Here is a 12,140-nt window from a genome sequence, read left to right as displayed (position 1 = left end):
GTGGATGAAGCTCGAGCACAAGTTCGTCGTACCGGCTCCGGTCGAGGAGGCCTGGGCCGCGTTCAACGACCTCGAACGGGTGGTGCCGTGTTTTCCCGGCGCCACCCTGACGTCGTACGACGGCGACGGGTTCGCCGGGACGTGCAAGGTCAAACTGGGACCGGTGTCGCTGACGTACTCCGGCACCGGAACGTTTGTCGAACGCGACCCGGCGGACCATCACGCCGTGGTCGAGGCCAAGGGCAAGGACCGGCGCGGCAACAGTACGGCGTCCGTCCGGGTCACCGCCCGCCTGGACGCCTCGGGTGACACAGCCACCGCGGTCACCGTCGAAACCGACCTGACAGTCACCGGCCGGCCCGCCCAGTTCGGCCGCGGCCTCATCCAAGACGTCTCCGACCACCTCCTAGCCGAATTCGTCACCTGCCTAACCACCACCCTCACCACCCAATCCCCACCCACAACAGCCAAACCCACCGCGCCGACAGCAGGGTCGAGCAGTGCGGCAACCGAATCGAGCGCACCCGCGGCCGAGTCCAGCGGCTCCGCAGCCAAACCCACCGCCCCCGCAGTCAAGTCCAGCGGCCAGGCAACCGAATCCAGCGGCTCCGCAACCGGACCCACTGCCTCCACAACCGAGCCCACCGCCTCCGCAACCAGACCCGCCACTCCCACCGGCGCTGCAGGTGTCTCCAACGAGCCGACAAGTCAGGCTCAGCCGGCCCCATCCGGCGAGCCAACTGCCGGCGCGTCCACGCTGGATCTGGGCTCCGCGCTCGTACCGGCACTCGTCCGTCGAGCCCGCCCCTACCTCATCGGCGCCGTACTAGCACTCCTCATCCGCCGCCTGCTCCGCCGCTGACAACGCCTGCCGACACAGGTGATCAGCCGCCCGCGTTGTCTCCGGCAACCGATACCGAGGCGACAGATGCAGGACATGCTGCACAGCGGTCGAGAGACTGACGCGATGCCCGACGGACACATAGATCGGCTTCACCCCGTCCTGTGTACGCACCACAGCGCCGACAACCTCATTGTCAACAATCAGATCGGCCGACTCACCCCGCGCCGGGCCGGGCTCGGCATGCGTACCCACGAACGCCGTCTTCGCCGCCCCGATCGCCGGCAGCCCGGTCAACACACCGAGATGACATGCGAGCCCGAACCGCCGCGGATGCGCCAACCCCTGCCCATCGCATACCAGCAGATCCGGCGTCGTACTCAACTTCCTCAGCGCCTCCAGCAGCCCTGGAACCTCCCGGAACGCGAACAACCCAGGCACATAAGGAAACGTCGTCTCCCCAAGCACGACCGCCCGATCAACCTCGGCCAACGTCTCCCAGTCGAGTACGACGACCGCGGCCGCCAACCGATCCCCGTCGTACGCAACATCAAGCCCGGCGACATACCGCGGCTGATCGCCGACATCCGTACTGTCGACAAGCTCCCGCAGCTCCTCCTGAACGGCAATCGCTTCAGCGGGTGTACTCGGCCACTGCATCCAGGCACCGTATCCGTCCGTCCCGCGGATGCTCACCGGACCGGCTGCTCATCCGACCGGCCGCTCATCCGACCGGCTGCTCATCCGACCGGCTGCTCATCCGACCGGACAGGTCATCGGACCGGACAGGTCATCGGACCGGACAGGTCATCGGACCGGACAGGTCATCGGACCGGACAGGTCATCGGACCGGACACGTCATCGGACCGGACACGTCATCCGGCCGGGCAGGTCACGGGGCCGGACTGGTCACGGGGCCGGACAGGTCATGGGGCCGGACTGGTCACGGGGCGCTTCGCCGGGTGCGCCGGTACCTCGCGGCGCGGGCACGGTTCTGGCACGTGACCGAGCAGAAGCGCCGCCGCCCAGCGGGTGAGACGTCGATGTAGATGTCCGCGCAACCGCCGTCGACGCAGACGCCGAGGCGAGCGGGATCCTCGTCGGACAGCTGCGCCCTCAGGGCCAGCAGAGCCGCGGCCAGCAGAGCGTCGTCGGCGTCCGCCCACCACCTCCGCCGGACGTCGCCGTCTTCCAAGGTGAGGTCGGGCCGTACGTCGATGCGCGTCAGCAGGCCGGAGATCGCGGCGACGCGAGCAGCCGTACCCCCCGAAGCGAAGATCCCGAAGACCGTGTCGGCGAACTGGATCAGCTCGGAGTCCGTCAGCACATCGGCCACCGAGGCGGGAACGCCGGCCCGGCCGACGTGGTCGGCGAGCGGGGGTACCACCGATCTGGCACCCGCGCGGCGAGGTTCGACGCCCCAGCCGTTCACCAGCTCGACCAGAGTGTCGAGCGGCATCGGCTCCACCTGAACTCGCACCACACCAACATAACGCGTTGAACGGCGTTAACGCGTTGCACCTCACGCCGAGGCGCCGTAACGTGATGAATTCCAGGAGCACGTGATGGCACGGGGGGATCGATGACGGCGCGGATGCGTGATGTCGCCCAGCGAGCCGGTGTCTCGGTGAAGACCGTTTCCAACGTCATCAACCACTATCCGCATGTCACGCCGGCGACCCGGGCGAAGGTGGAAGCCGCGATCGCCGCACTGGACTATCGCCCCAACCTCGGCGCCCGTTCGTTGCGCAAGGGGAGTTGCGGCGTGATCGCGCTGGCGATTCCCGACCTCGCCCTGGAGTACTTCGCCGGGCTCGCCGGAGCCGTCGGCCGGGCAGCGAAGAAGCGCGGCGTCGCCGTTCTGATCGAGCAGACGGACGGAGACAGAGTTGCGGAAGAGCTCGCCCTCGACGGTCTTCGTGACCGGCTGGTCGACGGAATTCTCTTGTGGCCGTCGGCATCTGCCGGCGCCGCGGCGGTTCCGAGCCGGCCGGTGGTCCTGTTGGGGGAGGGGCGTTCCGACCTCGCGTTCGACCGAGTCTCGATCGAGTACGCGCACTCGCTGCTCGCCGGTCCCAGTGATCACGAGGCGTTCGCTGACAAGGCGGGGTCCGGTGATCATGAGGCGTTCGCCGAGAAGGCGGGTCCCGGTGATCATGAGGCGTTCGCCGACAAGGCGGTTGGTCTCCTGCTCGACCGCGTGGCCGCTGTCGGTCCGGCCGAACGACGTCACCTTGTGATCCCGGCGATCCGGCAAGGGGCGGCGTCGCGGTCACGCTAGCGGAAGTCGGCCGCCGCGATGCAGTCCGCAGGGCAGAACGCCGCAGGAGGTCGTGGCGGCGCACGAACTGGCCGTACCCCTTTCGGCGCGCCTGGTCGACCGACCGTAGCTACGCCTGGTCGACCGACCATAGCCACTCCTAGTCGACCGAACCGTAGCTACGCCTGGTCGGCCGACCGTCACTACGCCTGGTCGACCACCGGCGGCCCGCCAGGCGGCCACTCGACCAGCTCGATGCGGTAGCCGTCGGGGTCGATGAGCCAGGACGTCTTCGGGCCCTCGGAACCCGCGGGGAATTCCATCGATCCCGGTTCCAGACCGGCCTCGGTGAGACGCTCGATCGTCTCACTCAGCGACTCGACCTCGATCGCGAAGTGCTCGAAGCCGCCGATCTTGACCGGTCCGTCGGCGGGCCGGTGTACCAGTTCGAGCGACACCGCCGGTTCGTCCGGAAGCTTCAGCCAGACCAGGCTGGATCCGTCGTCGAACGGCACGGTGCCGAGCTCGGTGTAGCCCACCGTCCGGTAGAAGGCGAGCGACCGTTCGAGATCGCTCACGCGGTACGCGAAGAGGATTGTCTTCATGGCTGCCGATCCAACTGCCCGCGCTGAGACGAGTCAACGGACCTGAAGGCGAGGCGTGTCCGCGAGGTGGTTCCCGGGCGGCGGGGGCGAATGGATGTGGGAGAGGATGTCGGCATGCGAGTGCTGATTGCGCCGGACAAGTTCGCGGGAACCCTCACCGCCGTTGAGGCGGCGGCTGCCATCGAGGAAGGCTGGCGGCGGCGGGACCCGGACGCGGAGGTGCTGGTCGCGCCGATGGCCGACGGCGGTCCCGGGTTCATCGACGTACTGTCGGCCGTCGTCGACGGGACCCTGCTGTCGGTGACGGTCCGCGGACCGCTCGGCGAGGACACCCCGGCGACGGTGCTGCTCGCGGGCGAAACGGCGTACGTCGAAACCGCGCAGGCCTGCGGTCTGCACCTGGTCGAGCCGGAGCAGCGCCGGCCGGAGGATGCGACCACGTACGGCGTTGGCCAGCTCATCGCGGCCGCGGTCGACGCCGGGGCGAAGCGGATCATCCTCGGGCTCGGTGGATCCGGGACGAACGACGCCGGCGCGGGTCTGCTCGCCGCGTTGGGAGCGACAGCCGCCGGGGGCAGCCTGGACGCCGGAGCGGCAGGCCTCGCGGCGCTGACCGAGGTTGACCTGGAGCCGGCGCGGACGCGGATGGCCGGGATCGAGTTCGTCGCGGCGAGTGACGTGGAGAACCCGATGCTCGGGCTGCGCGGCGCGACCAATGTGTTCGGTAAGCAGAAGGGCCTCGCGGACGAGCGCAAGCCCGAGGTGGATGGCTGGCTGACGCACTTCGCGGAGCTCGCGGATCGCAAGACCGCGGATCAGAATGGCGCGGGCGCGGCCGGTGGACTCGGTTACGCACTGTTGCTGCTCGGCGCCGAACGGGTGTCCGGGATCGACCTCGTCGCGGAGCTGACCGGGCTGAAGGAGAAGGCGTCGCGGGTCGATCTGGTGCTGAGCGGTGAGGGTGCCTTCGATTTCCAGTCGCGTGACGGCAAGGTGATCGCGGGGGTCGCGAAGGTGGCGAACGACGCGATGCGGCCGTGCGTCGTACTGGCCGGAAAGGTCCTGATCGGCTCCCGCGAGATGCGCACGATGGGCGTCGAGTCGGCGTACTCGCTTGTCGACGCGGTGGGGGAGGCGCAGGCGTTCGCCGACCCGCACGGCTCGCTGGCCGCCGTCGCGGAGCGTGTCGCCAAGACCTGGGCCCGCTGACCTCGTTCCGTATGGCGGAACGCCGGGGAGCCGCGTGGTGCCCGTACCGCGGACGCCGGGGAACCGGGTGGCGCCCGTACGGCGGAACGCCGGCGAGCGGGCCGTGCGTCGAATCGGCGTCCGGCCAGCGAGGCAGGTAGTTGATCCAGGAAATTGGTGTGCGACCATGGGAATGGTTCCAGATCGACGGGTGTTGGCCTGGAATGACAGCGGACTTTCCGCGCACGGCTGCCTGCCCACAGCAGCCGGGCGCTCACGAGATGACTGGAGTCAGGAATGACTGAAGCGCAGACCGAGCAGGCCGTCGCCACAGGTGTGCTCCTCACCGACGGGGCCGCCGCCAAGGTGAAGGCGCTGCTCGAGCAGGAAGGACGCGACGACCTCGCGCTGCGGGTCGCCGTACAGCCGGGTGGTTGCTCCGGGCTGCGGTACCAGCTGTTCTTCGACGAGCGTCAGCTCGACGGTGACGTGGTGGCCGACTTCAACGGCGTGAACGTCGTGACCGACCGGATGAGCGCGCCGTACCTGAAGGGCGCCTCGATCGACTTCGTCGACACCATCGAGAAGCAGGGCTTCACGATCGACAACCCGAACGCCACCGGCTCCTGCGCCTGCGGCGACTCGTTCAACTGACGTAGCCCGAAAGCCCCGCTCCTCAGCACTGAGGAGCGGGGCTTTCGCATGCCCGCGGCCGACTCGACGGCGGCTTGTCCCACCGGCGGTCGCTCCGACTCGTCCCACCGACGGTTGCCCCGACTCGTCCCACCGATGGTCGCCGTGGCGGCACTCGGTCGATCTGCCGGGTGGGCTGACTTCTTCCACTGACGGTCGCCCTAGATCAGTGGGCGGCGGCTCCCTCGCGGGCGCGCTTCGGGAGCAGCCAGCTGACGGCGAGGCTCACCACGAACAGTCCGATCGCGACCACCACCGTGGTCTTGGTGGCACCGAGGAACGCGTGCTCCGGCAGCAGCTGGAAGAAGATCGTGCCGATCACCGCGACGCCGATCGCCCCGCCGAACTGCTGCATCGCGGTCAGTACGCCGGACGCCGAACCCGCGGCCTGGTCGTCGATCGAGGCCAGGATGATGTCGAACAGCGGCGCGAACACCATTCCGGCGCCGATCCCGGTGGCCAGGGTCGCCGGGACCAGGTTCCAGATCGTCGTCGCGTCGCCGTACGCGTGCAGGGTGAACCACACGCCGCCCATCGCCAGCGTCATCACCGCGATGCCGAGTTGCAGCGCGTTGCGGCCGAGTTTCGGCGCGAGCAGTCCGCCGGACAGTGGCGCGCCGATCGCGATCCCGAGTGAGAACGGCACCATCGCGAGGCCGGCCTTCAGCGGGCTGTAGTGCAGTCCGAGCTGGGTGAACAGGTTGAACACCAGCATGAAACCGGACATCGCCAGGAAGAACGTGGTGATCACGCCGAGGCCGGCGACGTACCCGCGACTGCGGAACAGCGACGGGTCGATGACCGGGTTCCCGGACCGGCGCTCGCGCCAGCCGAACAGCGCGAACATCGGGATCGACACGATCAACATCAGGATTGTCCACAAAGGCCAGCCGAGCTCACGGCCCTCGACCAGCGGGTAGATCAGCAACCCGGACGCGAGACTGACCAGGATCACGCCGGCCGGGTCGAGCCGGGATGCGCCCGGTGTCTTCACCTCGGGCATGAAGCGGAGCGCGCCGAACAGGGCGAGCATGCCGATCGGGACGTTGATGAAGAAAATCATCCGCCAGCCCGCGTCGAACCAGTTCGCGTCGATGAGGACACCGGCAATGATCGGTCCGGCGACTGCGGACAATCCCATCACCGGACCGAACATCGCGAACGCCTTGCCGATCTCCGCCGGCGGGATGACCGCCTTCAGGATCGCGAACCCCTGCGGGATCATCACCGCGCCGAGCACACCCTGCGCGACCCGGCTGCCGATCAGCAGTTCCGGTGAGGTGGCCAGCCCGCAGATCACGGACGCGAGGGTGAACCCGGCCGCACCGATGACGAACAGCCGGCGTCGTCCGACCAGGTCGCCGAGCCGGCCGAAGCTGATCAGCCCGATCGCGAACGCGAGCGTGTAGCCGGCCAGCATCCACTGCATCGCGGACTCGGACCCGCCGAGCTCGGCCCGGATCGACGGCGCTGCAATGTTGACAATCGTCGCGTCGACAAGATCCATGATCTCGGCGATCAACACGGTCGCCAGCACGATCCACCGCCACCGGTACGGCGTACCAGTCGGGCCGGCCGAGTCCGCCACCCCGGACGAGCCGGCCGAGTCCGACGATCCGGCCGAATCCAGCGTCGAGCTGGCCGAGTCGGGCGTAGCGGCTGAGCCGGCCGAGTCCAGCGCCGTGGTCGAGCCGGCCGAGTCAGGGGTCACGGTTGAGCCGGCTGAGGCGGTTGATGGTTGCCCGGCGGGTGGGGCCGGTGGGGTATTGGTCGAGGTGCTCATCGTCGGCTCCTGTCAGATCTGGGCGAACACTGTTCGTTAACGAACACCGTTCTACGCGCGAACACTGTTCCTGTCAAGTACGGTGTTCGCTACAGTGGGCGGTATGAGTCAGTCGCCGTGGCAGCCGATCAGCCCCGAGAAGCCCGTCCGTGCCATCCGTGAGCCGCTGACCCGGGAGCGGATCGTCGACGCCGCGATGCGCCTGCTGGTCGAGCAGGGGTACGACGCGGTCTCGATGCGCAAGGTCGCCCAGGTGCTCGACACCGGACCCGCCTCGCTCTACGCGCACGTCGCGAACAAGAAGGAGCTCGACCAACTGCTGGTCGACCGCGCGGCGCAGGACATGAACCTTCCAGATACGCCGGATCCGGACCGCTGGCAGGAGCAGTTGAAGGACGCGATGCGCGAGATGCTCCGCGTGATGCGGGCGAATCCGGGGGTCGCCCGAGCGGCGATGGGCCAGGTCCCGCTGGGGGAGCGGGCGCTGCTCAGCACTGAACGGATGCTCGGCATTCTGAAGGCCGGCAACCTTCCGGACCAGGCGGCCGCCTGGGCGGTCGACCTGATCCCGCTCTTCGTCACCGCGACCGCATTCGAGGAGACGGTGAAGGGAGGAGCCGCGACATGGACCAAGGACGACATCGACGGCTTCGTCGCGTATCTCCGCGGCTTCTTCGAGTCCCTGCCGGCCGATCGGTTCCCGTTGACGGTTGCCCTGGCCGGCGCGCTGACCGCGGGGGCCAGCAGTGACGAGCGGTTCGAGTTCGGGATCACCGTCATCACTGCGGGCCTGGCTTCGCTCGCCGACGGTAACTGACCGCCTCAGCGCAGCCTGCTTCGAGTTGGTCCTTGCTGTTCACGAATGCACATGGTTAACCTTCGGATTGTCAACAAAAGTACGACTTGGCCGTCAGAGTGCGCCACAGGCGTGAGGCGGCACGTTCGCGGAACGCGTAGGCGAGTGTGCTGAAGGCGTGTGTTGGGCACCCGGGTGAGGCCGAGTGACGACAGGAGGATCCCGTGGACGCCGAGAGCCAGCCGCCGGTCAGCAGGAAACCGTCGGTCGAGACCGAACCGCCCCCAGGGGTGCTGAAGAAGGCGATCGCCGCATCGGCCATCGGCAACGCGACCGAATGGTTCGACTACGGCATCTACGCGTACGGCGTGACCTACATATCGGCGGCGATCTTCCCGGGTGACACCGAGAGCGCGACCCTGCTCGCGCTGATGACCTTCGCCGTCTCGTTCCTGGTCCGGCCGCTCGGCGGCCTGATCTGGGGCCCGCTCGGCGACCGCCTCGGCCGCAAGCACGTGCTGGCGATCACGATCCTGATGATGTCCGGTGCCACCCTGTGCGTCGGCCTGGTCCCGACGTACGACGCGATCGGGCTGTGGGCGCCGATCCTGCTGGTCCTGCTCCGGATGATCCAGGGCTTCTCGACCGGTGGTGAGTACGGCGGCGCCGCGACGTTCATGGCGGAGTACGCCCCGAGCCGCAGGCGCGGATTCCTGGGCAGCTTCCTGGAGTTCGGCACGCTGGCCGGCTTCTCCCTCGGTGCGCTGCTGATGCTCGGCTTCTCGCTGGTGCTCGGCGACGACGCGATGCACTCGTGGGGCTGGCGGCTGCCGTTCCTGGTCGCCGCGCCGCTCGGCCTGGTCGGCGTCTACCTGCGCTCGCGGCTCGAGGACACGCCGGTGTTCCGTGAGTTGGAGGCGAAGGGGCAGAAGGAAGAGGAGACGACCACGCAGTTCAAGGATCTGCTGGCCGGCTACTGGCGGCCGATCCTGCAGCTCGGCGGCCTGGTCGTCGCGCTGAACGTCGTCAACTACACCCTGCTCACGTACATGCCGACGTACCTGGAGAGCGAGATCGGCCTCAGCTCGGACGAGTCGCTGATCGTGCCGATCATCGGAATGTTGACAATGATGCTGTTCCTGCCGTTCGCCGGCCGGCTGTCGGATCGCGTCGGCCGCAAACCGCTGTGGTGGTTCTCGCTGGCCGGGCTGTTCGTGTTCGGCACGCCGATGTTCCTGCTGATGGGTACGAACGTGGCCGGTGCGATCATCGGGTTCGCCGTACTCGGACTGCTCTATGTCCCGCAGTTGGCGACGATCTCGGCCACGTTCCCGGCGATGTTCCCGACCCACGTCCGGTACGCCGGTTTCGCGATCGCCTACAACGTGTCGACGTCGTTGTTCGGCGGTACGGCGCCCGCGGTGAACGACTGGCTCACGGCCCAAACCGGCAACGCGCTGATGCCGGCGTACTACATGATGGCCGCCTGCGTCGTCGGCGCGATCGCCCTCGTCAAGGTCCCCGAAACCACGCGCTGCCCCCTCAACGGCACCGAGACCCCGGGCACCGATGGGGCCCTGCCACCAGTAGCCCTGGAACCCGCCAAGGCCTGAGCCGAACAGGAGCCTGTCGCGAACCACGCGAGCAGGAGCCCATGGCGATCACGCAATGGGCTCCTGTAGCTCGGTCACCCACTGGGCTGGGTCGTCCGGGCAGTCGAGGTAGAGCTCCCGCGCAGGCTCGCCGGACCGATGGTTGTTGTCGTCGATCCAGCGAGCCAGCGCCTGCCACGCGGGTAGTACCTGATCGATCGGCCCGCGATGCACCAGCGTCGCGGCCCGCATGGCGGGCAGATCCACCACTTCGAGTCCGTTGAGGTTGCCCTCGGCATCGATCGACGCCGGAACAGTCGCGCGTACGACGGCTTCGTCCTCGGACCGCTGTGATCGCTCGTACAGACAGGTCAATCGGCCTGCCGGGCGCACCGCGGCATCGGGAAGCCGCCGGCCGAGCTCCGCACACAGCGGACGTACGACCGGCCCGATGTCCTCGGGGGTGAAGCTTGCGGCGGTCGTGGTCAGTCCCACCAGGCGTACGGCGGGCAACTCCTTGATCACCACGTCGGCAGTCGGCAACGCGCCCTCGATGCCGCGGAGACGCGACTCGACCTGCGCGAGCCGGGCAACGCTCTCGGCGACTGTGGACTCCAGTTCCGCGCGGCGAATTGTCAACAATGCGCGGACCTCGGCCGGGCTGATCTCGTCCGCGATCATCGTCCGCACCTGCTCGAGGGAGAATCCGAGGTCCTTCAGCGCGACGATCCGGTTGAGCTCCGCGAACTGGCCGGCATCGTAACTCCGGTAGCCGGTCGCCGGATCCACGTGCGTGGGTCGCAGCAACCCGATCGCGTCGTAGTGCCGCAACATCCGCACCGACACCCGCCCATGCCTGGCAAAGTCCCCGATCGCAAACAATCCGGCCTCCCATCCACCCCGAGTCAACCAGCAACCTCGCCCAGCCGCCCCCAGCCGCGCGAACGAGTTCGGTCCGACCCATCGCCGGCCCGCGAAGGCCCGACTGCAGGGATCGGCGTTGTTCAGTCCAGCTCAGCGAGGCGTTCCGCGAAGGTTATCGGGGTGTCGTCCTCATGCCAGGGGCCGATGACCTGGGCGCCTACGGGAAGGCCGGCGGGTGTCGATCCGATCGGCATGCTGAGGGCGGGCAGTCCGGTGAGTGACGCATGGGCGATCCAGAACACCTGCGCGTCGTAGCGTTGCTCGCCGTACGACGTGATGATTGTCCGATCGTCGAACGGCCTGTTGTCGTGCGGGAACGCGGTCGTGAAACTCGCTGGACAGACGAAGACGTCCACGTCCTCGAAGTACCGCTGCCATGTCAGCCGAAGGGCGATCCGCCGCCGCTCCCGTGCGGCCACCTCCGCGAGACTGGCGAACTCGGATGTTCCTCCCTGCAGCGCGAAGAACAAACCGACCTGGAACCCGAACGCCTCGGCCTGTTCCGACGCATCGACACCCGCCGGCCATCCTTCGACGATCTTCGCCCCGCTCCGGCCAAGGCGATCGATCGTGTCCGACAGCGCCGCACCCACCTCGCTCGACACCGGCGCGTCCGCGTGATCGAGTACGACGCCCACCCGGAAGTCCGCGAACCGGTCGTGCCGCGGCGGCTGGAGTCGCCACGAGAACGGTGCCGCCGGACCACCGGTGACAGTCAGCGCTGTACGCAGGTCCGCTGCCGATCGCGCTAGTGGTCCGATTGTCGACAACATCGGGAACTCGGTCGGCGGCTCAGGCGGTCCCGGCAGTTGGAAGCCGTGCATCGGTACCAGTCCGGTGGTGGGCTTCAGGCCATACACCCCGCAGTACGCCGCCGGCAGTCTGATCGACCCGACCAGGTCCGATCCGTACTCCAGGTAGGTGAGACCAGCAGCCAACGCGGCCGCACCACCTCCGCTCGAGCCGCCCGGCGTACGGGTGAGATCCGCGGGATTGTTCGTCCGGCCGTAGATCTCGTTCGTGGTCTGTCCGAAGTCCCCGAGCATCGTGTGGACATTGCTCTTGCCGACAATGATCGCGCCGGCCTGGCCGAGACGTTCGGCCACAGTCGCGTCCCAGTCCGCGACGTACTCTGCGAACGCCGGATCGCCCCACGTCGTACGCAGACCCGCGACGTTGAAGCAGTCCTTGACCGTCATCGGTACGCCGTGCAGCGGCCCGAGCTCGCGACCCACCGCGACCGCCTCGTCGGCGTCTGCCGCCGCCTGCAGAGCGAACTCCGGTCGGGTCTCGACCACCGCGTTCACGTCGGTGTCGGCCGCGATTCGCGCGAGCATCCCCTCGGTGACCTCACGAGACGACACCTCGCCGACCCTGATCCGTGCGGCAACCTCCGTTGCTGTTCCATTCATGCCGCCGGTCTACGGCCTAACACAGTGTGAGAGTCAACACCCGCCG

Annotated in this window: 12 protein-coding genes; 6 read left to right on the top strand and 6 right to left on the bottom strand. The window is 68.1% G+C overall.

Translation table 11 applies throughout. The features are described from left to right. Positions 1-4: 4 nt before the first annotated feature. Positions 5-862: an SRPBCC family protein gene (locus EV652_RS45680; RefSeq protein ID WP_255512554.1), complete on the top strand. Its 858-nt coding sequence runs from the start codon at positions 5-7 to the stop codon at positions 860-862. Here the strand turns inward: EV652_RS45680 and nfi are convergent. Then, positions 827-1,501, bottom strand: coding sequence for a deoxyribonuclease V (gene nfi, locus EV652_RS00940; protein ID WP_132207022.1), 675 nt, complete (start codon positions 1,499-1,501; stop codon positions 827-829). The two genes, EV652_RS45680 and nfi, sit on opposite strands and share 36 nt — an antisense overlap. A gap of 283 nt (positions 1,502-1,784) precedes the next feature. Beyond that, complete coding sequence (locus EV652_RS00935) at positions 1,785-2,321, bottom strand: CGNR zinc finger domain-containing protein (RefSeq protein ID WP_199237945.1); 537 nt, start codon at positions 2,319-2,321, stop codon at positions 1,785-1,787. A 102-nt stretch (positions 2,322-2,423) separates the two neighbouring features. Between EV652_RS00935 and EV652_RS00925 the strand changes: the two genes are divergently transcribed. Further along, complete coding sequence (locus tag EV652_RS00925; RefSeq protein WP_132207021.1) at positions 2,424-3,122, top strand: LacI family DNA-binding transcriptional regulator; 699 nt, start codon at positions 2,424-2,426, stop codon at positions 3,120-3,122. 182 nt (positions 3,123-3,304) lie between these two features. Here the strand turns inward: EV652_RS00925 and EV652_RS00920 are convergent, their stop codons facing one another. Beyond that, the gene (locus tag EV652_RS00920) at positions 3,305-3,706 is read right to left on the bottom strand and encodes a VOC family protein (protein WP_132207020.1); all 402 of its coding nucleotides are present in this window, start codon (positions 3,704-3,706) and stop codon (positions 3,305-3,307) included. 114 nt (positions 3,707-3,820) lie between these two features. Here EV652_RS00920 and EV652_RS00915 point away from each other — a divergent pair, with 114 nt between their 5' ends. Together EV652_RS00915 and erpA are read left to right on the top strand one after the other, a co-directional pair. After that, positions 3,821-4,915 carry a glycerate kinase family protein gene (locus EV652_RS00915; RefSeq protein WP_132207019.1) on the top strand — a complete coding sequence of 365 codons (1,095 nt, stop codon included), beginning with the start codon at positions 3,821-3,823 and terminating at the stop codon, positions 4,913-4,915. Between the two features lie 276 nt (positions 4,916-5,191). Beyond that, entirely contained in the window at positions 5,192-5,548 is a 357-nt protein-coding gene (erpA, locus tag EV652_RS00910; RefSeq protein ID WP_132207018.1) for an iron-sulfur cluster insertion protein ErpA, read from the top strand. Positions 5,549-5,753: 205 nt separating this feature from the next. Here the strand turns inward: erpA and EV652_RS00905 are convergent, their stop codons facing one another. Then, positions 5,754-7,370, bottom strand: a complete 1,617-nt coding sequence (locus tag EV652_RS00905) for a DHA2 family efflux MFS transporter permease subunit (protein WP_132207017.1) — start codon at positions 7,368-7,370, stop codon at positions 5,754-5,756. Positions 7,371-7,473: 103 nt separating this feature from the next. Between EV652_RS00905 and EV652_RS00900 the strand changes: the two genes are divergently transcribed. Together EV652_RS00900 and EV652_RS00895 are read left to right on the top strand one after the other, a co-directional pair. Beyond that, positions 7,474-8,187 carry a TetR/AcrR family transcriptional regulator gene (locus tag EV652_RS00900; RefSeq protein WP_132207016.1) on the top strand — a complete coding sequence of 238 codons (714 nt, stop codon included), beginning with the start codon at positions 7,474-7,476 and terminating at the stop codon, positions 8,185-8,187. 203 nt (positions 8,188-8,390) lie between these two features. After that, positions 8,391-9,779, top strand: a complete 1,389-nt coding sequence (locus EV652_RS00895) for an MFS transporter (RefSeq protein WP_132207015.1) — start codon at positions 8,391-8,393, stop codon at positions 9,777-9,779. A 48-nt stretch (positions 9,780-9,827) separates the two neighbouring features. Here the strand turns inward: EV652_RS00895 and EV652_RS00890 are convergent, their stop codons facing one another. Further along, entirely contained in the window at positions 9,828-10,640 is an 813-nt protein-coding gene (locus tag EV652_RS00890) for a MerR family transcriptional regulator (protein ID WP_132207014.1), read from the bottom strand. Between the two features lie 122 nt (positions 10,641-10,762). Next, positions 10,763-12,094: an amidase family protein gene (locus tag EV652_RS00885; protein ID WP_132207013.1), complete on the bottom strand. Its 1,332-nt coding sequence runs from the start codon at positions 12,092-12,094 to the stop codon at positions 10,763-10,765. Between the last annotated feature and the right edge of the window lie 46 nt (positions 12,095-12,140).

The organism is Kribbella steppae, from assembly GCF_004342025.1.
GTDB lineage: Bacteria > Actinomycetota > Actinomycetes > Propionibacteriales > Kribbellaceae > Kribbella > Kribbella steppae.
This window is presented reverse-complemented; position numbering and strand designations above follow the sequence as displayed.